Origin of the sequence: Streptosporangium saharense (genome assembly GCF_014203715.1) — a bacterium.
Lineage (GTDB): Bacteria > Actinomycetota > Actinomycetes > Streptosporangiales > Streptosporangiaceae > Streptosporangium > Streptosporangium saharense.
In genome coordinates, this window is record NZ_JACHJP010000010.1 from 243,044 (window position 1) to 268,299 (window position 25,256).

The following is a 25,256-nucleotide window of genomic DNA, read 5'->3' on the forward strand; positions in this document are numbered from 1 at the left end:
CGGGCGCGGCCCCGCCGGAGGGAGACCGGCGGGGCCGCGTTCATGCTCAGCCGAAGAAGCCCGTCAGGTGGCCGACGACCGCGGCGGGCCGTTCCTCGACGAAGTAGTGGCCCGTCCCGGTCAGCTCGGCGACGCGGACGTCGGCCGCCTGGGTGGGCAGCACCTCGTTCATGCGTGGGTAGAAGGCGCTGTGCGCCAGGCCGAGCGTCGGCGCCGCCACCTTTCCGTACGACCCGTAGTCCTCGATGTCCTGGCTGAAAGCGCGATACCAGCTGTTTCCGCCACGGATGGCGTCGGGGGAGGAATAGGCCTTCGCGTAGATCGCGCGGTCACGGTCGCCGATCGCGGATTTGTCCACCAGGAGATAGTCGAATATCCAGTCCACCAGATATCGGGACCTGCCGGAGACGAGCTGCTCGGGAAGTCCCTGAACCTGGTTGAACGCGAACCACCACGGAAAGAACGGCTGCCCCGGCTGCGGCAGCATGCGGAACTCGTAGTAGGACTCGTCGGGGTGGGTGACGTCGAGCAGCGCCAGTTTCCTGGTCGCCTCGGGGTGGTTGACGGCGAAGCTGAAGGCGATCATGGCGCCGACGTCGTGTCCGGCGATGTTCACCCTGTCGTGGCCGAGCACGCGCACCAGCTCGCGCACGTCCCGGGCCATCGTCTTCTTGTCGTATCCGGAGGAGGGCTTGCCCGAGCCGCCCATGCCGCGCAGGTCGACGACGGTGACCCGGTAGCGGGCGGCGAGCGCGGGCAGGACCTTGCGGTACTCCCACCAGGTCTGGGGCCAGCCGGGCAGCAGGACCAGCGGCTCACCCCTTCCCCCGGTCACGTAGTGCAGCCGGACGCCGTTCACCTCGGCGTGGCGGCTGGTGAAACCGCCGGGCAGGGAGCGCGCCAGTTCCGCGTCCGAGGGGACCGAAGGGCCCCCCGATCTCTCCGTCGCGGAGGCGGGGGCGGCGCCGCCCGTCGCGGCCAGCGCTATCGCCCCGGCGCCCAGTGTCATCGCGTTGCGTCTTCCCATCGACACTCGGGAAATCCTCTCCTCGGCCGTGTGATGAATCCCCGATCCAGGCGGAACCGGGCGGACCGGTCCGGTTTCCGCTGAACGCTCGGGCAGATCATCTCCCATTCGGCCAAGAAGAACACCCCCCAATCCGGGGTATTGTCCTCCCCGTTTAAGGGCGATAACCGGATAAATGCCGTCATTTATCCTTAAATCGTGATAACAGGATGAAACTAGCGCTGAGACGTCAGGACCGGGCCTGTCCAGGACAGTTCGTCGAGGTTGACCACGATCGCCTCCTGGGTGCTGCGCGCGATCACCACGATCGCCTCCGTCTCCGGGTCGGGATTCTCCTCCCGATGCGGGACGTACGGCGGCACGAAGATGTAGTCGCCGGGCCGGGTGTCCACCCGGACCTCGACCGGCTCCTCTCCCTCGACGTCGAGGAAGACGAACGACGGGGTGCCGCTGACCACGTAGATCGCCGTCTCCGACTCCCCGTGGTGGTGGTTGGCCGAGACGGTGGCCGGGGCGACGTGGGTCTGGCCCATCCACAGCCGGCGTGAGCCGACGGTCTCGCCGCTGATCGCCGCGTGCCTGCGCATGCCCGAGGTCTGGGCCGTCTCCGCGGTCAGGCCCGTGGGCGCGATGTGGTGCAGCCTGCGGTGGAAGGGATCCTCGGGAATGACGATCGACATCGGGGCTCCTTGTCTGGAAAACCCATCAAAAATACATGAAATACGGTACGGCCACGCCGCACGGAGAAATTTCCCCCGTGGGCGTGGCCGTACCGTGTCGCGCTCCTGGATCAGGTCCGTTTGGCGACAGCGGTGATGAGGGGCTGGACCAGCCGCGCGGCCAGCGGACCGAACGCGGCGAGGATGAGGACGTAGGCCGCCGCGAGCGGACCGAGGTCGGGGTGGACCCCGGCCGCGACGGCGAGCCCGGCGATGACGATGTTGAACTCGCCCCTCGGGATGAGCGCGATGCCCGCCCGCGCCCGGCCCGCTTTGGCGATCCCGGCCCTGCGGGCGGCGTAGGCGCCGGTGAGCAGTTTGGTGACCATGCTGACCAGGGCGAGCAGCGCCGCCAGCCCGGCGACCGGTCCGATCTTGGTCGGGTCGGTCTGCAGGCCGAAGAAGACGAAGAACACCGCGGCGAACAGGTCGCGCAGCGGCGTCAGCAGCGCCTGGGCGTCCTCGGCCAGCTCCCCGGACAGCGCGATGCCGACCAGGAAGGCGCCGACGGCCGCGGAGACCTGGAGCTGCTGGGCCACCCCGGCGACCAGCAGCGCGAGCCCGACCACCTTCAGCAGCAGCACCTCGGAGTTGGGGCTGGCCACGAAGCTCTCGATGAACCGGCCGAAGCGCAGCGCGATCAGCAGGACCACGCTGACCGTGCCGAGCGCGATCGCCACGGTGACCGCGCCGCCGACGAAGGTCAGCCCGGCCAACAGAGCGGTGAGGATCGGCAGGTAGACCGCCATGGTCAGGTCCTCGAAGACCAGCAGGGAGAGCACGACCGGCGTCTCCCTGTTGCCGATCCAGCCCAGGTCGGACAGGACCTTCGCGGTGATGCCCGAGGAGGTGGCGTAGGTGACACCGGCCATCGCCACGGCGGCGACCGGGCCCCAGCCGAGCAGCAGCGCCACGATCGCGCCGGGAGTCGCGTTGAGGACCAGATCGACGACCCCGGCGCGCGCGTTGCCCTTCAGGCTGGTCACGAGCTCGTCGGCGTTGTACTCCAGGCCGAGGGTGAGCAGCAGGAGGATGACCCCCAGCTCGGCGCCGACCGAGACGAACTCCTCGCTGGTCGCCAGGGGGATGATGCCGCCGGTGCCGAAGGCGAGACCGGCCACGAGATAGAGCGGGATGGGGGAGATGCCGACGCGCAGTGCCAACGCGCCGAGAACACCGAGTCCGAGCAGGATGGCACCGAGCTCGAGGAGGAGAATCGCAGTGTGCACCCGGTGCCCTATCCGTGGGCCAGGATCTCGGAGACCGCGGAGGTGCTCTCCGGGCTGCCGACCACGACGACCACGTCCCCGCCGTCGAAGGTGAAGTCGGGGCCGGGGCTGGCGAACACCTGGCCGCTACGGACCACGGCGACGATGGACGCGCCGGTGCGGGTGCGGACCCGGGCGTCGCCCATCGGCCTTCCCACGTACGGCGTGCCCGGCGAGATCGGCAGTTGCATGCTGACCAGGCCCTCGACCTCGCGGTGCAGGGCGTTGAGGCGCTGCACGATGCGCGGGGCGCCGAGCAGCTCGGCGAGCGCGTCGGCCTCCTCGTCGTTCAGCTTGACGGTCTCGCAGGCCCGGTCCGGGTCGTTGGGATCGTAGATCACCAGGTCGCGGCGGCCCGTACGGTGGGAGACGATTCCTATGCGTCTGCCTGACCGCGTGGTGAACTCGTGCCGTAGTCCTATCCCCGGCAGAGCCGTCTGCTCGACGTCCACTGTGCCCTTCCTCCACTTTTAGGTAAATCGACGGAATCCTGAACCTATCAACGAACGGCGATGACTCTGGTTCCGCATATAACCCCTATTACCGATTGACTTTGTGGGTTTTATGTCTGACGATGGGCGGAACCCAGCCCCCCAGCTGTAACGAGGTCGTCACGTGTCTCTTCCCGTCGCCGAAGCGAGGGTGGGTGGCCAGGCCGTACGGGCGAGGCCACGTGTCTCGCGGTCCTTCACCGCCTGGCAGCGCCTGCTCAGCCCACTGGCCGTCGTCGCCGTCTGGCAGGCGGCGGGCAGCGCGGGGCTGCTCCCCGAACGTCTGCTCGCCTCACCCGCCAGGATCGTCTCGACGGCCGCGGACCTGGTCGGGACCGGCGTCCTGCCCGAGGCGATCGCGGTCTCCCTGCAGCGGGCGGCGCTCGGCTTCCTGCTCGGCGCGCTGGCCGGGATCGGCCTGGCGCTGGTCGCCGGGCTCAGCAGGGCGGGGGAGAACGCCCTCGACCCGCTGCTGCAGATGCTGCGGGCCCTGCCGCTGTTCGGGCTGATCCCGCTGTTCATCCTCTGGTTCGGCATCGGTGAGGTGCCCAAGATCGGACTCGTCGCCCTCGGCGTGCTCTTCCCCCTCTACCTCAACACCTTCTCCGGAATCCGCGGCGTCGACGGCGGCCTCGCCGAACTGGCCAGGGTGCTGCGGCTGAGCCGTACCGCACTGGTCGCGCACATCGTGCTGCCCGGCGCGCTGCCGCAGGTCCTCGTCGGGCTCAGGCAGAGCCTGGGCGTCGCCTGGCTCGCGCTGATCGTCGCCGAGCAGATCAACGCCGACGCCGGTCTCGGATACATGATCAACGACGCCCGTGAGTTCCTGCGCACCGACGTGATCGTGGTCGGCCTGATCGTCTACGCGATCCTCGGGCTGCTCACCGACGCGCTGGTGCGCCTGCTGGAGAGGAGGGCCCTGGCATGGCGGCAGAGCTTCCCGCAGCGGTAGTCCCCGCCGCGAAGGTGACCCGCCTCAGCCGCTCGTTCGGCGGGCGCGTCGTCCTCGACGGCGTCGATCTGGAGATCCGCGAGGGCGAGTTCGTCGCCCTGCTCGGCCGCAGCGGCTCCGGCAAGTCCACGCTGCTGAAGGCCCTCGCTGGGCTCGACCCGCTGACGCGGGACGCCGTCTCGGTCGGCGGCACCGTCTCGGTCGCCTTCCAGCAGCCCAGGCTCGTCCCGTGGAAGCGGGTGCTGGCCAATGTCGCGCTCGGGCTGCGCGTCCCCGACCCCCGCGCCGCCGCCCTGGCGGCCCTGGAGGAGGTGGGACTCGGCGCCCTCCACGACGCCTGGCCGCTGACCCTGTCCGGCGGGGAGGCGCAGCGGGCCTCCCTGGCCAGGGCGCTGGTCCGCGAGCCCGGCCTGCTCCTGCTCGACGAGCCCTTCAGCGCCCTCGACGCCCTGACCCGCATCACCATCCACCGGCTCGTGCTCGACCTGTGGGAGCGCCACCGCCCCGGCATCCTGCTCGTCACCCACGACGTGGACGAGGCCCTGCTCCTGGCGGACCGCGTCCTGGTCCTCGACCGGGGGATCATCGCCCACGAGTCCCCGGTCGATCTTCCCCGTCCCCGCCACCGCGAGCACCCCGACCTCGTCGCCCTGCGCTCGACCCTGCTCGCCAGGCTCGGCGTCACCCCGGAGGGAACTGTATGAACCACCGCCGCACGAGATCCCTCGTGACCGCCGTCCTGGCCGTCCTGCTCCTGGCCACCGCGGCCTGCGGCGGGACCGGCCAGGCGGGAGGGGACGACCTGTCCCGGGTGACGCTGCGCGTCGGCGACCAGAAGGGCGCCGGGCTGCGGGCCCTGCTGGAGGCGGCCGGCCAGCTCGACGGCACCCCCTACAAGATCACCTGGTCCCAGTTCACCTCGGGACCCCCCATCCTGGAGGCCATCAACGCGGGCTCGATCGACTTCGGCGCGGTCGGCAACGCCCCTCCGGTGTTCGCCGCCGCGGCGGGGGCGAAGATCTCGATCGTCGGGGTCGCCGAGCGGGGCATCGGGGGCCAGGCGATCGTGGTCCCGAAGGACTCGCCGATCAGGACCCCGGCCGACCTGAAGGGCAAACGCGTCGCCGTCGCCAAGGGCAGCTCGGCCAACTTCCACCTGCTGGTCGTCCTCAGGAAGGTGGGGCTCGCCTTCACCGAGGTGCAGCCGCAGTACCTCCAGCCCCCGGACGCCCTGGCCGCCTTCTCCTCGGGGAAGGTCGACGCCTGGGCCATCTGGGACCCCTACACCGCCCAGGCGCAGGCACAGGCCGGGGCGAGGATCCTGGTGGACGGCGAGGGCTACGCCAACGGGTTCGAGTTCGAGATCGCGGGCCGGGACGCCCTCGCCGACCCCGCCAGATCCGCCGCGCTCGGCGACTATCTGGCGCGCGTGCGCAAGGCACACCGCTGGGCCAACGAGCACCAGGACGAGTGGGCGAAGGTCTTCGCCCGGCTGACCGGCGTGGACGGGGACGTGATCGCCTCCGCCGTCAAGCGCGGCGGGTTCAGGGACCTCAAACTCGCCGGGGACGTGATCGCCCGCGAGCAACTGGTCGCCGACGCCTTCGCCGAGGCCGGGCTCATCCCCAAGCCCGTCAGGATCGCCGACATCGTCGACACCCGTTTCGACGCGACCGTGGAGGAGTCCTCGTGAAGTTCCACTGGTTCCTGCCCACCGCGGGCGACAGCCGGGTCCTCACCGGGGGCGGGCACGGCCTCAAGAGAGGCCACGGCCGTTCCGAGAGCGCGGCCTTCCGCCCGCCGGACATCGAGTACCTCGCCCAGATCGCCCGCTCGGCCGAGCAGCTCGGCTTCGAGGCCGTGCTGACCCCGACCGGCTCCTGGTGCGAGGACGCCTGGCTGGTCACGGCCGCGCTGACCAGGGAGACCGAACGGCTGAAGTTCCTTGTCGCCTTCCGCCCCGGCCTGCTCTCGCCAACCCTGGCCGCGCAGATGGCCGCGACCTACCAGCGGCTGTCCCGGGGCAGGCTCCTGCTCAACGTGGTGACCGGGGGCGAGACGGCCGAGCAGGTCAGGTTCGGCGACCACCTGGCGAAGGACGAACGCTACGAGCGCACCGGGGAGTTCCTCTCGGTCGTGCGCGGGGCGTGGAGCGGCACGCCGTACGACTTCGAGGGCAGGCACTACCGGGTCGAGGGCGCGACCGTCGCCGAGGCGCCGGACCCGGTCCCGGAGATCTACTTCGGCGGCTCGTCCGCGGCGGCGGGACCCGTCGCGGCCGGGCACGTGGACGTCTACCTGACCTGGGGCGAGCCGCCGGACCAGGTGGCGGAGAAGATCAAGTGGATCCGCGGCCTCGCCGAGGAGCGGGGACGCACGCTGAGGTACGGCATCCGGCTGCACGTGATCACCAGGGACACCGAGCGGGAGGCCTGGGCGGAGGCGGAACGGCTGCTGGGCGCCCTCGACCCCGAGGACATCAAGGCTGCCAGGAAGGCGCTCGGGCGCAGCGAGTCGGTCGGCCAGCGGCGGATGCTCGCCCTGCACGAGGACTTCGCCGGTGGTACGGCGCGCGACCTGGAGATCCACCCCAACCTCTGGGCCGGGGTCGGCCTGGTCAGGGGTGGTGCCGGGACGGCGCTGGTCGGCAGCCACGCCCAGGTGGCCGAACGGATCGAGGAGTACGCGGCGCTCGGCATCGAGGAGTTCGTGCTGTCCGGCTACCCGCACCTTGAGGAGGCCTACTGGTTCGGCGAGGGGGTGCTTCCCCGGCTGCGCCCGGCCCGGGACGACCACGCGGTCCCGGTGGGGCGCGCCCGCGTCCCCGGCCTGTAGGGCTTCACCGCCTCGCCGAGCGCCGGGCTCCCGACGGTGTCTCCTGGCCCTCGGGGCGGCCCGGTGGGCGTGATCTGCGGTCGGCGAGCACGTCGGCGACCGCGACCACCAGCGCGGCCAGCACGAAGCCGATGGTGACCAGCAGCGCCGTCCTGAACGCCGTCGCGTAGTCGCCGTGGGAGGAGGCGACCACGGCGAAGAACACCGAGCCGATCGCCGCGATGCCCATGGCCGTGCCGATCCGCTGGCCTGTCTGCAGCACCCCGCCCGCGGTGCCCGCCTCGGCGACCGGCACCTGGGCCAGGGTGAGCGTCTGGTTCGGCGAGATCACCAGGCCGCTGCCCAGCCCGGCCAGCAGCAGCGGCGCCGCGATGGCCCAGGCGACCCCGGGCCCGGCGTTCAGCCGTACGGCCAGCTCGGTGACGGCCAGGCCGATCAGCACCATCACCAGGCCCGTGACCACCAGCGGCCTGCCGTACTTGACGGTGACCCGCCCGCCGAGCATGGAGGCGACCGCCGAGCCTCCGGCGAACGAGGTGCTGGCCAGGCCCGCGGCGAGCGGGGAGTAGCCAAGCCCGTTCTGCAGGTAGATCGTGAGGATGAAGAAGATCGCGGTGAACCCGGCGAAGTAGAGCGCCGCGATCAGGGCGCCGAAGGTGTAGGAGCGCCTGCCGAACAGCGACAGGTTGACCATCGGCTCGCGGCGGCGGCCGTAGTGGCGCTCCCAGAGGGCGAAGAGCGCGATCACGGCAAGTCCCGCGAGGGGCAGCAGCCACTTGCCCGAACCCTGCCACTGCTGGCCTTCGACGAGCGGCAGCAGGATCAGCAGGAGACCGGCGGCCAGCAGCAGCACGCCGACGGGGTCCATGCTCTTGCGCGTGCGTCTCTCCGGGGGGCGGCGCGGGATGTAGCGGTAGGCCAGGGCGATGGCGAGCAGGCCGATCGGCACGTTGACGTAGAAGACGAGACGCCAGCCGTCGTGCTCGCCGCCCAGGCGGATGAGCAGGCCGCCGAGCAGCGGGCCGATCGCGGTGGAGATGCCGATGGTCGCACCGAGCATGCCGAACGCCCTGCCCCGCTCCGCCCCCCGGAACAGCTGCTGGATCAGCCCGCTGACCTGCGGGTTGATGATGCCGCCCGCCACGCCCTGCACGAGCCTGGCCAGCACCAGCAACGTCGAGCTCATGGCGATCCCGGCCGCCGCGCTGGCCAGGGTGAACAGGGCGACGCCGAAGACGAAGACGTTGCGTCTGCCGCGCATGTCGCCGAAGCGCCCAGCGGGCACCAGCACCAGGCCGAAGGTGAGCGCGTACCCGGAGACCACCCACTGCAGGTCGCTCTGCGGCGCGTGGAGGCCGGTGCGGATCGCGGGCAGTGCGACGTTGACGATGCTGACGTCGAGCAGGGTCATGAACCCGGAGACCAGGCAGACGGTCAGCGCCTTCCACCGGCGCGGATCGGCCTCCTCCTCCCGCGACCGCGTGACCGGCGTCCCTGCGCTCATGCGCTCCCGTCCCGGTGGGGCATGGGAGCTGTGCTGAGGAGCATCATCGCCGCCTTGGTCATGGTCGTGGTGGACTTAGTGCGACATACCTACCCTTTTCGGGTATGCGGGAACTCACCGGGCCTGGGCACGGTAGCGGTCGAGGACGTCCTGACGGAGGAGATGGCCGAAGCCCACGGCCTCGATCCGCAGGGCGAGCTGACGTTCGGTCACGTCGAGCGCGGCCGCGGTCTCCGCCAGGTTCCAGCCGCAGGCGGCGAGCCGGGTCAGGAGATGACCACGCCGGACCTGGTTCTCCGACAGGCGGAACGTCTTGAGGTAGACGAGCCGCCCGGTGTCGTCGGTGATCAGCTCACCGATGTGGTTCTCGCGCTGCCGCTCGAAGGACGGCAGGAAGCGGGACAGGCGGTATCTCCCCATCGTGTGAACACGCTGGTAGGTGTAGTCCGCGCCCAGCAGCCCGTCCGCCATGACCCGGTCGTGGAAGGCCGCCCACCCCTCCCGCTGCTCGCGGGCCCACGCGCGCAGCTCGGCCAGGGAGCGCACCGAGGCGCCCACGGCGCGGGGCCGGAAGTCGGCCACCGGCATGCCGTACGTCGCGTGGTGGTGGATCAGCTCGCCGTACAGGTCGTGCACGAGGGTGGAGTGCAGGGCGCGGTAGTCGTCGGGGTGCGGCACCACGAAGACGGCGGCGAGCGTGTCCGCGACGTGGACGACGACGCCGCACTGGCCGGGATGGATCTCGAAGACGCGCAGGGCGTCCCCCAGGCCCCTGACCTGGGCGCCGACGTAGGCCTCCTCGACGCGCGGGGAGAGCCCCCTGTCGATCGCGCGGCGCGACCACTCCTCCCACGCGATCTCGGGGCCGCCGAAGTGCAGCGACAGGTAGCCCTCAAGCGCCAGGTGCAGGGGCAGGAACCGCAGCCGGTTCCTGTCGGTCCTGCGGGCCATGCGGCGGTGGAAGCGCAGCGGCGCCCTGCTGGGCGGGCGGTCGCGCTCCGCCGCTCCCCGGAGCTGCGTTCCGTACGCCGCGGCGGGGGTGCCGTCACGCGTCCAGTCCGCCACGAACCCGTGGGGGATGTAGGAGGAGTACACGCTCCGCGCGTCCACCTGCACGACGCCGAGGTCCGCGTCGTAGATCCTGGCGTCGAGCCGCAGGTCCTCGATCGGCTCCTGACGGACCAGTGGGACGAGCCGTACGCCGCCCCACACCTGCGCGGGACGGGTGGACAGCCCGGTGAGGGTGAGAGCCGTCACGTGTCCTCCCCGAGGAACTCCTCGACCCGGCGGTCCAGATGAGCGCGCAGTTCGGGCAGCCCGGTGCGCCCGTCCGCGAACCGGGCCAGTTCGACCAGGGCGACGAGGTTCTCCGCGTCGCGGATCCCGGCGGTCGGGACGGTCGGCGCCAGCCGCCGCACGTCGAAGTCGGCGGCGTCGTAGACCGGGTTGAGGTGCACGACGGCACAGGCGCGGTGCGGGTCGAGCCGGGTGCGCCAGATCCGCAGCACCTCTCCCGCGAGCCCCGGCGGCGCGTTGTCCCACCCGTCGGAGACGATGACGAGGCGCTCGGGGCGGCGATCGAGGCCGTCGAGGACGCGCTCACCGAGGGGCGTGGCGCCGTACGGATGGACGAGCAGGGCGTCGGAGCGGCCGGAGAGCCACAGCGGCGTGTACTCGCGGGCCAGCGCCTCCAGCAGGAAGTGACAGGCGAGCGCGACGGCGAGCGGACGGCGGCGCTTGTGGCCCGACCCGTAGGTGGAGAAGCTGTCGTCGAGGACGGCGACCACCGAGCCCCAGCGCCCCGCCTGCCCGCCCGCGGCCCGGCGCGCGGCCGCCCGCAGTGCCGCCGTCAGTTCGGTACGGCGGTGCGCGCGCTCGTCCAGGGACAGGGAGAGCACGTAGGACGCCAGCCGGGTCAGCGGCATCGTGGTCAGGTCGGCCCGCACCGCGTCGGCCTTCAGGCCGCGCGCCGACTCCTGCAGGCGCAGCCGCTCAAGGCGGGTGAGCTGGGGCGCGATGCGATCGAGGAAGGTGGCGCGGGCGATGCGGTGCTTGGCCGCGAACCCCTCCGCCACTGTGTAGGGCAGCCGGTACAGCGCGGCCTGCTCGTAGTGGGCCCGCCGCCACGTCTCCAGGATCGGCGTGGCGTAGGCGGCCTTCCCGCGCGGGGCGAACAGGAACGGCCCCAGCTCCCCGCCCGGCCTCAGGTGGGCGTGACGGACCACGTCCTTGACGGCGCCCCGGTACTTCACCGCGTCGAACGCCAGGTCGGGGCGGGCGGCGAGCCAGTCCCGCATGATCGCCCTGGTGCGCCGGTTGTTGACCCTGGCGCGGCGCAGCGCGCGGAACAGCCCGTAGACGCGGGGCGGCGGCAGCAGGGCGAGCCTGCGGGCGATCAGCCGCCCCTCCGCGCGACGCCGGGCCGGATCCGCCTCCGCCGCCGTGGTCAGCAGGTTCGTGGCGATCAGCACGGCGTTGTGGTCGTTGACGTCCAGGGCGAGGGTGGCCGCGTACAGCTCGCGGTAGTTGCCCAGCAGGTAGCGGTGCAGGAAGTCCAGAGAGAGGCTCTGCTCCTGCTCGCCGGAGTGGAACTCCCGCTGGCCGGTCGAGGTGATCGCGGCGTTCACGAACAGCAGGACGTCGTCAGCGGCGATCAGGTCCGCGTGCGTCTCCGTCTGGGTCTCGATCGTCGCCTCCGGGTCCGATGCCGAGGCCGGCCGGGGAATGGGGGCACGAACTGCGAATCATCGCTTCACAGGCGGGTTCCGGAAGTCGCACCGGAGTCCCGCGGCCGGCGCTGGAAGACTAACACCGGCCTTTTTCCGCTTTCAGCCCTATTTCTCCGGGGCCGCGGACACAGGTACGGCGGGCGGTTGTGGCCGCCCGCCGTACTGTCACCCGGTTTCCTGGTTGGTTTCTGTGCCTCGCTCAGAACCGGTCAGCGGTTCAGAGCCTCTGCCAGAGGGCGGGCACGTTCGGCGGCTCCCAGCCGGGGTAGGCCGTGTGCGCCTGGATGCAGCGGTAGCTGGAGCCGCTGTAGGTGACGACGTCACCCACGGCGTACGGCTTCCACGCCGCCCACTCGGTGCCACCCTGACCGCCGTTGACGGTGAGGGTGATGGTGGCCGTACGGGTCACGGTCCCGCTGGCGTTGACCGTGATGGTGTAGGTACCGGCCGGGGTCGAGGCCGAGGTGGCCACGGTGACCGTGGAGCTGCCGCCGCTGGTGACGGTGGCCGGGCTGAAGGACACGGTGGTGCCCGACGGGGCGCCGGAGGCGCTCAGCGAGACCGACTGCGCGTTGCCCGAGGTGGTCTGGGTGCTGACCGTGGACGTCGCGGAGGCGCCGGGCTGGACGCTCAGCGAGCTCGGGTTGACCGAGATCGAGTAGTCGTCCGTCGGGGGCTGGCCGCCGACCGTGAGCCTGAAGGTGGCCGACTTGGTCCCGCTGGCCGCGCTGCCGTTCAGGGTGATGTTGTAGGTGCCCGCCGGGGTCGACGCCGAGGTGGCGATGGTGACCGTCGAGCTGCCGGGAACGGAGACGGTGGACGGGCTGAAGGACACGGTGGTGCCCGCGGGGGCGCCGGAGGCGCTCAGCGAGACCGACTGCGAGCTGCCGGAGACGAGCTGGGTGCTCAGCGTCGCCGTGGTCGAGGAACCCGCCTGCACGGTGGCCGAGGAGGGGTTCACCGACAGCGAGTAGTCGTTGGAGGGAGCGTCGGTGACGCCGAGCTTCCACACCGCGTTCGCGATCGCGTCGGCGTTGACGTCCAGCGCCGTGACGTTGATGTTGCTGGTGGTGTCGCACGAGGAGTGGTAGCAGCGGTCGAACGCCACGTTGGCCTGGCCGCCCCACTTGGCCGCCTGCGCCGAGGTCTTGCGGGTCGAGGCGCCGGTGAAGACGCCGCCGACCTTGACGCCCGCGTTCTTGAAGGCGGTGTGGTCGCTGCGGCCGTCGCCCTCGGTCTCGATCTCGGTCGGGATGTTCTTGCTGGCGTAGTAGTCGTTGAAGACCTTCTGGATCGCCGGCACGTCGTCGTAGACGAAGTAGCCCGGGTTGGGCGAGGCGGTCATGTCGAAGTTGAGGTAGGTGTCAACTCCGCTCGCGCCGCCGTTCTGCACGTAGTACTTGGAGCCGACCAGGCCGAGCTCCTCGGCACCCCACCACGCCAGGCGCAGGTGCTTGTTGAGGTTGGGCTTGAGGTTGGCGATGGTCAGGGCCAGCTCAAGCAGGGTGGCCGAGCCGGAGCCGTTGTCGTTGATGCCGGGTCCGGCGGTCACGCTGTCCAGGTGGGCGCCCAGCATGAAGGTGGGGCTCGCGGGACCCGACGGCCAGTTGGCGATCAGGTTGTAGTGCGTGCGCCCGTTGTAGCTGAAGCTCTGGGTCTGCGTGGTGTAACCCACGGCCTCAAGCTTGTTCTTCACGTAGTTCAGCGACGCCGTGTAGCCGGCGGAACCGGACGAGCGGTTTCCACCGTTGCTGTTGGCGATCGACTGGAACTGCTGCAGGTGCGCCTGGATGTTGCTCACGGACAGATCAGGTGCCGCGAGTGCGGCGTTGGTGCTCGCCGCGGGGGCCGCGACGGCGGTTGTGGCGCTCGCCACGGATGATGCGGCCATGGCGACGGCGGCCAGTACGGCGACCGCGCCTAACTTGACCTTGGGATTCACGCGGGGTGACTCCTCTCGGTGTCCCTTGGGGGGTTTGAGGGATGCAAGGAGCCCTGAGGGTTTGGGCTGGACCAAAGCTCACACTTCGGGGACCGGGTGGAGTACCCCACGAATGTGGATAACTTGGAGATATGGTCGGCTAAACCCGGCAGGAAAGGGATATGGTCATCTAGACCGGCGGAGAAAGCGGCACGTGACGCCTCAGCCAGGAGGCGTAGACAGGTGCGCGCCGTACCTCTGACCAATAGGTCTTGGTGACCGCCTGGACCAGGTCCGGCCCGTGTCTCGCGATGGGGCCGTGTTCGGTCCAGCCGATCATGTGCCGGAACCGTAGCGGGGTCCCGGCGAGCGGCCGGATGACGATGCCCGGGTAGCCCTTGCTGGTCGCCTGGAACATGCCGACGCAGCGTCCCGCGGCGATCAGGTCGATGGCGAGGCTGAGGTCGGCGGAGTAGGCGATCTTCGGCGCGAAGCCCTGCCGGGCACAGGCCGCCCAGAAGTGCTCCCGGTGTCCTGATTCCGCGAGCGCGTGCAGGGTCCAGTCCTCGCAGGCGAGGTCGCGCAGCTCCACCTCCTCCCGCTGGGCGAGCGGGTGGGTAGCGGCCAGGCCGATGAAGATCGGCTCGACGGCGACACCCGCGTAGACCACCCCGGGGGGAGGGGTGAGCTCGTGTCCCGGATAGTCCCCGAGCGTGGCGAGTTCGAGCCGCTCGGACTCAAGCAGACCGGGCAGCAGGTCCATGGCCTCCTCGGTGCGGACGGTGATGTCCGCTCCGGCCAATAGTTCATGGAGGCACTTAATGACATTTATCGCTAAATGGCTGGACATGCAGCCCACCCGGATCTTGAGCTTCTCCGCGGCCTGTTCGGCGTAGCGCATGCCGTCACGCCGAAGCTCGTCGAAGGCCGGCAGCAGGGAGCGTGAACGGACCAGCACCCACATGCCGAGCTGTGTGGGCCGTGCTCCTTCCCGGCCTCGCTCGAACAGCGGCCCACCGAACATGCGTTCGATGCGTCGCAGTTGTGTGGCGAGCGCAGGCTGCGACATCTTGAGAGCTGCCGCCGCCTTGGAAATGCTGCCCGAGTCGGCGATCGCACAGATCGCCCGTAAATGACGCACTTCTAGGTCCACACCAGAAGGTTAATAGTAAAGAACCTTTCCGGTAAGGCCCAACTTTGTGGCGTGCCGTTTCCCTGGGCCGGATATCGGCGTCTGTGCAGCTTGTGGCGTCGCGGAGCCGCATACCAAATCGCATATGACGGCTCGATATGGAGTCGCTGCAAGGAACAAAAGGGACATTTTCACACCCCCTCCGGCCGGTGAACGGCATTCGATCTCCATCGTGGACGGATGGGATCAAGGGGAGGGAAGGGGCAGCCGGGCACCTCGTGGACCGATCCTATGGGCTGGCCACATCAGGCCTCGTACGGCGGGCGGACCTTGGCCGGGTGCCCGCCGTACGACCGGAGGCTCACTTCGCGGCGTGCTGCCAGTAGGGGTCGCGGTAGAGGACGACGGTGGTGCCGCGCAGGAGTTCGTCGGGGGCGGAGACCAGGACGAGTTCGCCGCCCGCTTCGAGGCCGCGCAGGACGTCGCGGACCCGGGGGCCCACGGGCAGCCTGCCGACGGGCAGGTCGAGGGTGGCGCGTACGGCGTCGGCGACCTCGGAGAGCCGGAAGGGCCCGGTCAGCGGGGTGATCAGCTTGCGGACGAGCTCGACGGTGATGAGCGCCTCGGCCTCGGCGTAGGCGAGTTCCCAACTGAGCTGGGCCTTGCGCTTGCCGGTCGCGGCGCACGAGGTGCAGGGCTGGGAGAAGTTCGGGGTGATCTGCTCGGTCGTGGTGCCCAGGCAGGTGGTGCACTGGTTGGTTTCCATCGCGTGCAGCTCGGCGGCGTCGCGGTCGGGCAGGTGTTTACCGCACAGGCACAGATATCTTCTGAATCCGCCACGAACCACAAGGAGATCGTCGGCGTCGTCCGGGATCTCGTCCCACAGCGTGGTCATGGTGTGTTTTTTCATGATTTTGCGACTCTATCCACCTCGGCTTGTCTGACGCAGTTCGATGGGCACCACCCGCGTGGGGGTGTTCCACAGCCATTCCTCGGTGACGTAGGTCGCGGTCAGCAGCGTCATCAGGGCCAGGACCCGCTCCGTCGCGGTCGACGGGTGCGCCCCGCAGTCGCCGAAGCGGCACATCCACAGCTCGAACGGGCTGTCGTCGCCGAGCTGCTCGTGCACCGAGGGCCTGGCGACGCTGACGCCGTCCCGCCAGATGTCGATCGAGCCGCTGGTGAGCGGGAAGCCCCCGGCGAGGACCCCGCCGCCCGAGGTGACGCGGCGGGCCACGCTGTCGTGCACCGGCAGGATGCCCTCCGACTGGAAGAGCACCACGCCGCCACCGGGAGGGCTCGCGATCCGCACGGTCTCGAAGGGGGACTCGTGCTCGGCCCGGCGCAGTTCCCCGCCCATGACGGGCGGGCAGTGCTCGGGGACGGCCCCCAGGCGGCGGACCACCTCCTCCTCGGCGACGCCGCCGACGAAGGAGATGCAGAACTCCTCGTGGTAGTCCTCGTAGGAGAACATCATGTCGTCCACGGTCTCCTGGATCTCCCGCAGCTTCGGGCCTATCCGGGGAGCGCCGGGCAGGTCGGAGAAGAGACCGGCCAACTCGGTGAAGAGCGCCTGGAGGCCGGGGGAGCGCCCGGCGATGCAGGGCCGCCACGGATCGGCCCCCGCGGCCAGCAGCAGCCTGACCGCGTCGTCCTGGCCGTGCCGTACGGCCTCCCAGAGGGGGGTGACCCCGTCGCCGTCTGTCGAGTCGACCTGCGCCCCCGCGGCCAGCAGCAGCCCGATCACCCGGACCGCGCCCTCCTGGGCGGCCTGGTGCAGGGGCGTCGAGTCCAGCCAGGGAAGCCACTGTCCGGGGTCGAACCCCTCGGCCAGTCGTTCGCGGATCTCCCTCAGGTTCGTGTCGCTCCACGCGCCGGTGATCTCACTCCACTCGATGTCGCCCACTGTCACCTCGTCTCTTCTCGATGACAGGATCAAATCACTCGAAGGCGACATTTTCGATCAAACCCATACGTGACAACCGGTCAGAGATCCGAGTCGTCTCCGGAAGACGGTGCCGCGGGGTCAGCGCGAGGACGTTGTGACAGGCGGTTTCGAGGTCCACGCGGTGGCCGACCGAGACGAAGACCGGCTTGACGCCGTCCCGGGTGCGCAGCACGCGCCCGACCACCTCGCCGTCGAGGACCAGCTCGCTCCACGACCCCCGCGCGGCGTCAGGAACCGCGTACGAGCCGACGAAGGCCGTCTTGCCGACGCCGATCGTGGGCAGACCGGTCAGCACCCCCAGATGGCAGGCCAGGCCGAACCTGCGGGGATGGGCCAGGCCGTACCCGTCGCAGACGACCAGGTCCGGCGGCGTGCCCAGCCGTCCGAGCGCCTCGACGAGCGCGGGCATCTCCCTGAAGGCGAGCAGGCCGGGCACGTAGTCGAAGGCCACCCGGCCACCGACGACCACCCGCTCGACGACCTCCAGTGTCGTTCCGTCCAGTACGGCCACGGCCGCCGCGAGCCGTTCCCCGTCGTAGGCCACGTCCACCCCGGCGACCCTGGCGGGCCGCAGCGGGCCGGGTCCCGTCAGGTCGACCAGTGACCGGAGCTCGTCCTGGATCGCCTCGGCTTCGGCGACGGTGCGGGGCGTTCGTACCTTCATGTACACATGATCGCTATTTTTGAGGGGTGACGTCGTAGCAGCGGGTGAAGGAGAGTGACATGTCGGTTCTTGTGGCGTTCAGCGTGACCCCGATCGGCACGGGCGAGGACGTCGGGGAGCTGGTCTCCGAGGCCGTGCGGGTGGTCCGCGCCTCGGGGCTGCCGAACCGGACGGACGCGATGTTCACCACCGTCGAGGGGGCGAACTGGGAGGAGGTCATGGACGTGGTGCGGGACGCGGTCGCCGCGGTCGAGGCCCGGTGCGGCCGGGTCAGCCTCGTGCTCAAGGCCGACATCCGCAGGGGACGCGACGGCGGGCTCGACACCAAGGTCGCGACCGTGGAGAACTACCTCGCCTGACACCGCGCGGGGGCCGCGTGGCGCCGCAGCGTCGAGCGGACCGTGGTCACCGTCATCAGCAGCGTCACCAGCGACGCCACCGCCAGCAGGGCCAGGCTCAGGCCGTAGGAGCCGAGCCTGCCGTAGTCGAGCCCCATCACCAGCGGCGGGACGAACCCTCCCAGGCCGCCCGCCGCGCCGACCAGGCCGGTGACCGAGCCGACCAGGTCGGCCGGGGCGACCAGGGTCACCAGGGCGAAGGTGGCCCCGCTGCCCGTGCCGAAGGCCGCGGCCATGGTCAGGAAGGCGGCCGTGCCGGTGAGCACCAGGGGCGGGGTGAACGACTGCGCCGCGGCGCAGACCGCGAGCACGGCGAAGACCGCGACCAGGACGGGAAGTGGCCCCGAGCGGTCGCAGAGCCAGCCGCCGAGGGGCCGTGCCAGGACCGCGACGAGCACGAACCCGGCCATCCTGCGGGCCGCGTCCGCCTGCCCGAGCCCGTAGGCCGTCTGCAGATAGACCGGCAGATAGACCGAGAAGGCGACGTACCCCCCGAAGGCCACCGCGTACAGGACCGACGCCTGCCAGGTGATCGGCAACCGCAGCGCGGCGGCCATCCGCGCCCCCGAGGCCCTCGGCGCCTTCGGCCTCACGGTGGTGGGTGGGTGCCGCAGGACGAGCCAGGCGACGACGGCGTAGCAGGTCAGCACCCCCGCCGTGAGCAGGAAGGGCGCCACCGGGCCGCCCGCCTCGGTCAGCCCGACCGTGGTCAGGGCGCTGATCGCCGTGCCGCCCATGCCGATCCCGAAGACGCCGACGGCCAGGCCACGGCGCTCGGGCGGGAACCAGGAGGCGACGAACGGCACGCCGACCGCGAAGATCGTCCCGGCGACGCCGAGACAGAGCCCGCCCGCGAGCAGCGCCGTCAGCGACCGCTGCCCGGCCAGGCCGACGAACAGGACAGGTGGGACGGCGGCGGCCGAGACGAGCGGGAAGGTCACCCTGCCGCCGAACCTGTCGGTGAGGGCCCCGACGGGAATCCGGCCGAGGGAGCCGATGATCACCGGGACCGCGACCAGCAGCGCCTGCTGGGAGGCGGACAGACCGAGCGTCCGCTTGAAGTGGGGACCAAGGGGGCTGAGCAGCGCCCACGCCCAGAAGTTCACCGTGAACCCCGCGGTGGCCACCGCGAGCATCAGCGCCGGCCGTACGCCGTTCGTCTCCATGGCCCATCCTCGTCGCGCCGTTCGTGCACGGATGCAGAGATGAGGTCCGCCGTACGCCGCCGAGCCGTACGACTTTTCATGACATTTGACGATCCTTGACAGCTCACTGTCGGGCGGAGCGTACCAGCGACGGCCCCCCTCCGAGAGACCTTCGTCCTCAGAAGAATGGAACTGTCCGTCGTGGCCATCACACGGAACGGGAACACCGGCGCGGGGCCGCGAGTTACGACAGCGAGGTCGTTTCCGACAGTGTTATGGAGTGTGGGCGGATGGCGGGAAACGGGCGGGCTGGGCGTCTTGTCGCGGGCGGGCTGGCACTGGCCGCGGTGGGGTGGGCGCTGCGGGACGTCCCGGCCGCGCTCGGCGGCAGCGCGACGGGCGAGCGGCTGGAGCGGATGCGCCGCTCCCCGAGGTTCCGCGACGGCGCCTTCCACAACGCCGTCCCCAGCGCGTCGGTGCCCAGGGGCAGCCTGGTCAAGATCCTGACCGAGATGGTCCTCGACCGTGACGGACGCCGCCCGCCCGGCCGCATCCCCGTGGTGCGCGAGCCCCTGGTCCCGCCGTCCACGGACGGCGTCAGCGCCCTGTGGTACGGCCACGCCACGACGCTGGTCGAGATCGAGGGGCGGCGGGTGCTGTTCGACCCGGTGTGGAGCGAGCGGTGCTCTCCCACGCCGATCGGGGGGCCGAGGCGGCTGCACCCGATGCCCGCGCCGCTGGTCGGCCTGCCCGCCCTGGACGCGGTGGTGATCTCGCACGACCACTACGACCACCTCGACCTGGCGACGGTCCGCGCGCTCACCACCCTGCAGCAGGCCCCCTTCCTGGTCCCGCTGGGCATCGGCGCCCACCTCGAACGCTGGGGCGTGCCCAGGGAGCGGATCGTCGAGCTTGACTGGGAGGAGGAGACGCGGGTCGCGGGCCTGCGGTTCGTCGCGACCGCCGCCAGGCACTTCTCCGGGCGCACGCTGAGGCGCGACACGACGCTGTGGGGGTCGTGGGTGGTCGCGGGGGAGCGGCACCGGGTCTTCTACGCCGGAGACTCCGGATACTTCGACGGCTACGCCGGGATCGGCGCCGAGCACGGCCCCTTCGACCTGACGCTCATGCCCGTCGGGGCCTACAGCCCGAGCTGGCCGGACATCCACATGACCCCGGAGGAGGCGGTGCGGGCCCACCTCGACCTGGGCGGCGAGGTGCTCCTGCCCGTGCACTGGGCGAGCTTCACCCTCGCCTTCCACCCGTGGGCCGAGCCCGTCGACCGCCTGTGGCGCGAGGCCAAGGCCGGGGACGTGCGGCTGGCCGTACCGCGTCCCGGGGAGCGGATCGACGCCGGTGACGCGCCAGCTCCCGACGGCTGGTGGGAGCTGCTGGGCGGGTGACCTGGCCTTACGTCCCGAACTGAGCACCCCCCGCCGCGCGACGGGGGGTGAAAGTTTGGTAGTTTCTGGACCGTTCCATGAAGAATCTGAGAGTCTCCCGGTAACGGTGCAGATCCTCATGTTACCGGTGATGTCTGGCTTACCCCTGAGAATATGATGGATCATCGTTTACCGATCTATGGGCCAGCGACGGCCATGCCTTCCGGCAGGGCGGCCCATGTGATCCGCCTGGGGGGACAGTGCCGGGGTTCTGCGTGCGCGCGGTGAGGCCACCAACACGATGAGCGCCGGCACGGGAACCGCGAGGCCGGCCCTCTACGACTACGAGCGCTTCAGCAGACTGGCCGGGCCGATCACCGAGCCCGAGCCCGGCGAGCCGTACCGGGTCAGATACCGCTCACTGCTGGCGAGCGAGCCACACCGGGTGCGCGCGGTGCTGCTGATGGTCGCCGCGCTGCTGGTCGAGTTCACGCTGATGGTCTGGCTGCTGCTGCCCGAGCACTGGACCGAGCGCCCCGACCCGTACGGCGGGCTCCCGTGGTACCTACCGGTCGCCGACCGGATCATGCTCGTCGCCATCGCCATGATCGAGCTGTTCCGGCTGGTCAGCGTGGTCTCCAACGTCCACGCCATGCTCGCGGCCAGGGACCCCGTCCCGGTCGGGCCCGAGCCGGGCAGCAGGGTCGCCTTCATCACCACCTGCGTACCCGGCAAGGAGCCGCTGGAGATGGTCAGGCGGACCCTGACCGCGGCGCTGAAGATCCGCCACCGGGGCGTGCTCGACGTGTGGCTGCTCGACGAGGGCGACGACCCGGAGATCCACGAACTGTGCGACTGGCTGGGCGCCCACCACTTCACCCGCAGGGGCGTGCCCGAGTGGAACCAGCAGAAGGGACCCTTCAGGGCGAAGACCAAACACGGCAACTACAACAGCTGGCTGGACGCCCACGGCGACGACTACGACTTCTTCGTCTCGGTGGACACCGACCACGTGCCGCTGCCGGAGTTCTGCGAGCGCATGCTCGGCTACTTCCGCGACCCCGGCGTCGCCTTCGTCGTCGGCCCCCAGGTCTACGGCAACTACACGGCCGGGGTCACCAAGGCGGCCGAGAGCCAGCAGTTCCTGTTCCACTCGCTGATCCAGCGCGCGGGCAACCGCTACGGCGCGCCGATGTTCGTCGGCACCAACAACGCCGTCCGGATCAGGGCACTCAGGCAGATCGGCGGCCTGTACGACTCGATCACCGAGGACATGGCCACCGGCATCGAGTTCCACCGCGCCCGCGACCCGAAGACCGGGCAGCGCTGGAAGTCGGTCTACACCCCCGACGTGCTGGCCGTGGGGGAGGGGCCCACGTCGTGGACCGACTTCTTCACCCAGCAGCTTCGCTGGAGCCGAGGCACCTACGAGACGCTGCTGACCCAGTTCTGGCGGGCCGCCCCGCGCCTGTCGCCCGGCAGGCTGTTCAACTACACGCTGATGGTGACGTTCTATCCCATGTCCGCGCTCAACTGGCTGCTGGCGGGGCTGAGCGCCGTGCTGTTCATGGCGGTCGGCGGCTCGGGCGTGACCGTGCCGATGGACGTCTGGCTCATGCTGTACGGCGACGCCGCCCTGTTGCAGGTCATGCTCTACACCTGGAACCGCAGGCACAACGTCAGCCCGCACGAGCCAGAGGGTTCCTCAGGCGTCGCCGGGATGGTGATGTCGGCGCTGTCGGCCCCCATCTACGTGGCCTCCCTGGTCGGGGCCGCGCTGCGGCGCCCCAGCAGGTTCGTCGTCACCCCGAAGGGCGACTCGGCCAGCCCCGACCGGGTCGCGACCTTCCGCATCCACCTGTGGTGGGCCGCGATCTTCGGCGGGGGCCTGCTGCTCAACGTTTTCTGGACCGGCCACCTTCACCTGGCCATGACCCTGTGGGGGATTCTCGCCCTCGTCATCTGCCTGGGGCCCCTGGTCGCCTGGGCGTGGACCGCTAGGAGAAGTCGATGAGCAGGCTGCGCAAGAACCTGGTCGTCGCCGGGATCGTGACCGCCGTCGTCGGCGTCAACCTCCCGGCCGTCGCCGGGTTCGCCCAGCGGGAGTGGCACGAGTACCAGATCAACCGCGACGACTACAAGGCGAGCCACGGCCACTGGAGCTTCCTGAACGTCCCCGACCGGTTCAAGGTGAACGCCATCCACGCGGCGCTGCTGCGCACCGGCAAGGTGCTCATCGTCGCCGGCTCCGGCAACAACATCGTCAACTTCGACAAGGGCACCTTCAACACCGTGCTGTGGGACCCGTCCAGGCCGGGGCAGCCCGACGAGTTCAAGCACGTGGACACCCCCGTCGACCTCTTCTGCTCGGGCCACGTCATGCTGCCCGACGGCAAACTCCTCATCGCGGGCGGCACGCTGCGCTTCGAGGTGCTCAAGGACAAGGTCAAACGGGCCGCCGGGCCGCTGGTGGTGAAGAACGAGAACCCGCACCTCACCAAGCACCTGCCCGAGGGCACCCTGGTCGCCGCCCCCGACGGACGGCTCTACCGCACCACCACCATGATCATGGTGCCGCCCGCGACAAAGACCGAGACCGGGGTGCGCGGCAGGGCGAAGGTCACGCCCAGCGAGACCAAGGTGTTCGCCGAGTCCGTCACCGAGGGCGCCTCCGGCGTGCTCGACGCCGCCGACGGCTCCGTCAAGTACGAGATCCAGGGACTGGCCACCGACAGGGAGAAGAGCAACCTGTACGCCATGGGCGGCGGCATGACGCTCGGCAAGCAGGACTTCCAGGGCATCAAGGACGCCTTCGAGTTCGACCCGGTGACCGAGCGCTACAACCGGGTCCAGAACATGACCGAGGGCCGCTGGTATCCGACGCTGACGGGCCTGCCCGACGGCCGGGTGATGACGGTCTCCGGGCTCGACGTGGTCGGCCAGGTCACCAGGGACAACGAGATCTACGACCCGGCCACCAAGAAGTGGAGCCCCGGCCCCCGGCGCTTCTTCCCGACCTACCCGGCGCTGTTCCTGCTCGACGACGACACGCTCTTCTTCTCCGGCATGAGCGCGGGGTACGGCCCCGGCCAGCTCGCGATGCGTCCCCCCGGCGTGTGGGACTACCGCCACGACACCGACCGCCTGGTGCCGACTGCCGGGGCGCCCGGAGGTCTCGCGCCGGACGAGACGGAGGCCTTCACCCCGGTGCCCGGCCTGCCCGAGCCCGAGCTCAACGAGACCGGCGCCTCGGTGATGCTGCCCCCCGCGCAGGACCAGAAGATCATGGTGCTGGGCGGAGGACCGGTCGGGGAGCGCCAGCCCGGCCTGAAGAACTCCACAGACAGGACCGCCATCATCGACTTCAGGCAGCCCGCGCCCCGCTACGTCCGCGGCCCGAACCTCTCCCACCCCGTGCGCTACTCCTCGGCGGTGCTGCTGCCCGACGACACCGTGTTCACCTTCAACGGCTCCGGCGACTACCGGGGCCGGGGAGACAGCAACATCCTGCGGGCCGAGTTCTACGACCCCGGGGTCAACGCCTTCCGGCAGGCCGCCGCCCCCGCCGTCGGCCGCAACTACCACGCCGAGGGCCTGCTGCTGCCCGACGGCCGGGTGCTCAGCATGGGCTCCGACCCGCTCTTCGGTAACGGGGAGGGCTCGGTCCCCGGCAGCTTCGAGCAGCGGGTCGAGATCTACACCCCTCCCTACCTGCACAACGGCGAGCGGCGCCCGGTCTTCACCGACGGGCGGCAGCAGGTGAGGCTCGGTGGCAGGGCGGGCTTCAAGACCCCGGACGGCGAGCGCATCGCCAAGGTGCGCTTCATGCGGCCGAGCGCGGTCACCCACGTCACCGACGTCGAGCAGCGCTCCATCGAGATCGACTTCACCCGGGTGCCGAGCGGCATCGTCGTCACGCTCCCCACCAACCCCGCACTCATGCCGCCAGGCTGGTACATGATGTTCGGAGTCACACAAAAGGGAACACCGTCCCAGGCCCGCTGGGTCCACGTCCTGGACGGTCGAGCCTGAGGGAGCACGATTGAACAGCTACGGCCGCGCCGCCGCCGCGCTCGCCCTCGCCATGGCGACGGCCTGTACGGCGGGACCGGAACCGTCAGCCGTACGGCCGTCGTCCTCCACCGGAAGCACGGGAGGCACGGGGACGAACTTCTACGTGGACGACGAGGGGGCCGCGGCCAGGGAGGTCAGGAGGCTGCGCGAGGAGGGCAAGACCCAGGAGGCGGAGCTGGTCGGCAGGATCGCCGAGCGCCCCACCGCCGTCTGGATCGGCGACGCCGACCCCGCGCCCCGGGTCGAGGCCCTCACCCAGAAGGCGGCCAAGGCGGGCCGGGTGCCGATCCTAGTGGCCTACCACATCCCCGACCGCGACTGCGGCCAGTTCTCCGCGGGCGGCGCCGCCAACCCCGACGAGTACCGCGCCTGGATCCGCCGCTTCGCCGAGGGCCTCGCCGACCGCCCCGCCTGGGTCATCCTCGAACCGGACGCGCTCGCGCACATCCTCGACAACTGCACGCAGGGCGGCAAGGCGGACGAACGCCTCGACCTGCTCAAGGACGCCGTCGAGACGCTCAAACGGCAGCCGAGGACCAGGGTCTACCTCGACGCGGGCAACGCGGGCTGGATCAGGGACCCCGGCGCCTGGGTCGATCCGATGCGGCGCGCGGGGGTCACGACGGCCGACGGGTTCGCCTTCAACGTCAGCAACTTCTTCACCGTCGAGGAGAGCGTCGCCGTCGCCGGGCGGCTCTCCGAGGCGCTGGGCGGCGCGCCGTACGTGATCGACACCTCGCGCAACGGCAACGGCTCGCCGAAGGGCGCGCAGGGCGACGACGCCTGGTGCAACCCGGCGGGCCGGGCCCTGGGCACGGCGCCGACCACCCAGACGGGCCGTGAGCGGGTGGACGCCTTCCTGTGGGTCAAACGGCCGGGTGAGTCGGACGGCGAGTGCCACCGGGGCGAGCCCGCGCCGGGGACCTGGTACCACGACTACGCGTTGGATCTCGCTCGTAACGCTAAGTAGTCACAGAATTCGTTACCTCCCGGATCTTGTCGGTGAAGTTCGGCTTGCTGGACATTGACTGCAGTTGTCAATCTTCATCGGCCTTCGGGAGTCCCCC

Annotated in this window: 22 protein-coding genes; 9 read left to right on the plus strand and 13 right to left on the minus strand. The window is 70.5% G+C overall.

Features of this window, described 5'->3' with window-relative positions; translation table 11 throughout:
• Positions 1-46 precede the first annotated feature (46 nt).
• The 4 genes from FHS44_RS33415 to FHS44_RS33430 form a co-directional block, all read right to left on the minus strand.
• On the minus strand, positions 47-1,027 hold the full coding sequence (locus FHS44_RS33415) for an alpha/beta fold hydrolase (protein WP_184722239.1): 981 nt from the start codon (positions 1,025-1,027) through the stop codon (positions 47-49).
• A gap of 215 nt (positions 1,028-1,242) precedes the next feature.
• Positions 1,243-1,707 carry a cupin domain-containing protein gene (locus FHS44_RS33420; protein WP_184722242.1) on the minus strand — a complete coding sequence of 155 codons (465 nt, stop codon included), beginning with the start codon at positions 1,705-1,707 and terminating at the stop codon, positions 1,243-1,245.
• 110 nt (positions 1,708-1,817) lie between these two features.
• Positions 1,818-2,975 (minus strand): cation:proton antiporter, encoded by a 1,158-nt coding sequence (locus tag FHS44_RS33425; protein ID WP_184722245.1) that lies wholly within the window; start codon positions 2,973-2,975, stop codon positions 1,818-1,820.
• An 8-nt stretch (positions 2,976-2,983) separates the two neighbouring features.
• A complete protein-coding gene (locus FHS44_RS33430) occupies positions 2,984-3,466 on the minus strand; it encodes a cation:proton antiporter regulatory subunit (protein WP_184722248.1) in 483 nt (160 codons plus the stop codon).
• Positions 3,467-3,629: 163 nt separating this feature from the next.
• On the opposite strand from FHS44_RS33430, the gene FHS44_RS33435 reads away from it, so the two are divergent.
• The 4 genes from FHS44_RS33435 to FHS44_RS33450 are packed head-to-tail and all read left to right on the plus strand — an operon-like array spanning position 3,630 to position 7,292.
• Positions 3,630-4,457 (plus strand): ABC transporter permease, encoded by an 828-nt coding sequence (locus FHS44_RS33435; protein WP_312863907.1) that lies wholly within the window; start codon positions 3,630-3,632, stop codon positions 4,455-4,457.
• A complete protein-coding gene (locus tag FHS44_RS33440; RefSeq protein WP_184722251.1) occupies positions 4,430-5,161 on the plus strand; it encodes an ABC transporter ATP-binding protein in 732 nt (243 codons plus the stop codon). The genes FHS44_RS33435 and FHS44_RS33440 overlap by 28 nt, the downstream gene beginning before the upstream one ends.
• Before the next feature lie 23 nt (positions 5,162-5,184).
• On the plus strand, positions 5,185-6,150 hold the full coding sequence (locus tag FHS44_RS33445; protein ID WP_312863908.1) for an ABC transporter substrate-binding protein: 966 nt from the start codon (positions 5,185-5,187) through the stop codon (positions 6,148-6,150).
• The gene (locus FHS44_RS33450; RefSeq protein ID WP_184722257.1) at positions 6,147-7,292 is read left to right on the plus strand and encodes an LLM class flavin-dependent oxidoreductase; all 1,146 of its coding nucleotides are present in this window, start codon (positions 6,147-6,149) and stop codon (positions 7,290-7,292) included. The genes FHS44_RS33445 and FHS44_RS33450 overlap by 4 nt, the downstream gene beginning before the upstream one ends.
• Before the next feature lie 4 nt (positions 7,293-7,296).
• Here FHS44_RS33450 and FHS44_RS33455 read toward each other — a convergent pair whose 3' ends face one another.
• The 8 genes from FHS44_RS33455 to FHS44_RS33490 form a co-directional block, all read right to left on the minus strand.
• Positions 7,297-8,796: an MFS transporter gene (locus FHS44_RS33455; protein WP_184722260.1), complete on the minus strand. Its 1,500-nt coding sequence runs from the start codon at positions 8,794-8,796 to the stop codon at positions 7,297-7,299.
• A 114-nt stretch (positions 8,797-8,910) separates the two neighbouring features.
• Positions 8,911-10,053, minus strand: coding sequence for an ARPP-2 domain-containing protein (locus FHS44_RS33460; protein WP_184722263.1), 1,143 nt, complete (start codon positions 10,051-10,053; stop codon positions 8,911-8,913).
• Positions 10,050-11,423, minus strand: coding sequence for a hypothetical protein (locus FHS44_RS33465; RefSeq protein WP_312863909.1), 1,374 nt, complete (start codon positions 11,421-11,423; stop codon positions 10,050-10,052). The genes FHS44_RS33460 and FHS44_RS33465 overlap by 4 nt, the downstream gene beginning before the upstream one ends.
• 319 nt (positions 11,424-11,742) lie before the next feature.
• Positions 11,743-13,467: a M28 family peptidase gene (locus FHS44_RS33470; protein WP_312863910.1), complete on the minus strand. Its 1,725-nt coding sequence runs from the start codon at positions 13,465-13,467 to the stop codon at positions 11,743-11,745.
• A gap of 169 nt (positions 13,468-13,636) precedes the next feature.
• Positions 13,637-14,599: a LysR family transcriptional regulator gene (locus tag FHS44_RS33475; RefSeq protein WP_312863911.1), complete on the minus strand. Its 963-nt coding sequence runs from the start codon at positions 14,597-14,599 to the stop codon at positions 13,637-13,639.
• Positions 14,600-14,939: 340 nt separating this feature from the next.
• Positions 14,940-15,488, minus strand: coding sequence for a hypothetical protein (locus FHS44_RS33480; RefSeq protein ID WP_184722268.1), 549 nt, complete (start codon positions 15,486-15,488; stop codon positions 14,940-14,942).
• Between the two features lie 12 nt (positions 15,489-15,500).
• A complete protein-coding gene (locus tag FHS44_RS33485; protein ID WP_184722271.1) occupies positions 15,501-16,490 on the minus strand; it encodes an ankyrin repeat domain-containing protein in 990 nt (329 codons plus the stop codon).
• Between the two features lie 28 nt (positions 16,491-16,518).
• A complete protein-coding gene (locus FHS44_RS33490) occupies positions 16,519-17,190 on the minus strand; it encodes an endonuclease V (protein WP_184722275.1) in 672 nt (223 codons plus the stop codon).
• A 59-nt stretch (positions 17,191-17,249) separates the two neighbouring features.
• Here FHS44_RS33490 and FHS44_RS33495 point away from each other — a divergent pair, with 59 nt between their 5' ends.
• Positions 17,250-17,549: a thiamine-binding protein gene (locus FHS44_RS33495; RefSeq protein ID WP_184722277.1), complete on the plus strand. Its 300-nt coding sequence runs from the start codon at positions 17,250-17,252 to the stop codon at positions 17,547-17,549.
• Here FHS44_RS33495 and FHS44_RS33500 read toward each other — a convergent pair.
• Positions 17,537-18,754 carry an MFS transporter gene (locus FHS44_RS33500; RefSeq protein WP_184722280.1) on the minus strand — a complete coding sequence of 406 codons (1,218 nt, stop codon included), beginning with the start codon at positions 18,752-18,754 and terminating at the stop codon, positions 17,537-17,539. The two genes, FHS44_RS33495 and FHS44_RS33500, sit on opposite strands and share 13 nt — an antisense overlap.
• Positions 18,755-19,023: 269 nt before the next feature.
• On the opposite strand from FHS44_RS33500, the gene FHS44_RS33505 reads away from it, so the two are divergent.
• The 4 genes from FHS44_RS33505 to FHS44_RS33520 all read left to right on the plus strand — a co-directional run bounded on the left by FHS44_RS33505 (position 19,024) and on the right by FHS44_RS33520 (position 25,159).
• Positions 19,024-20,136 (plus strand): MBL fold metallo-hydrolase, encoded by a 1,113-nt coding sequence (locus tag FHS44_RS33505; protein WP_184722283.1) that lies wholly within the window; start codon positions 19,024-19,026, stop codon positions 20,134-20,136.
• A gap of 280 nt (positions 20,137-20,416) precedes the next feature.
• The gene (locus tag FHS44_RS33510; protein ID WP_184722286.1) at positions 20,417-22,129 is read left to right on the plus strand and encodes a glycosyltransferase family 2 protein; all 1,713 of its coding nucleotides are present in this window, start codon (positions 20,417-20,419) and stop codon (positions 22,127-22,129) included.
• Complete coding sequence (locus FHS44_RS33515; RefSeq protein WP_184722288.1) at positions 22,126-24,147, plus strand: galactose oxidase early set domain-containing protein; 2,022 nt, start codon at positions 22,126-22,128, stop codon at positions 24,145-24,147. The genes FHS44_RS33510 and FHS44_RS33515 overlap by 4 nt, the downstream gene beginning before the upstream one ends.
• 10 nt (positions 24,148-24,157) lie before the next feature.
• Positions 24,158-25,159: a glycoside hydrolase family 6 protein gene (locus FHS44_RS33520; protein WP_184722292.1), complete on the plus strand. Its 1,002-nt coding sequence runs from the start codon at positions 24,158-24,160 to the stop codon at positions 25,157-25,159.
• The last annotated feature ends 97 nt before the right edge of the window (positions 25,160-25,256 follow it).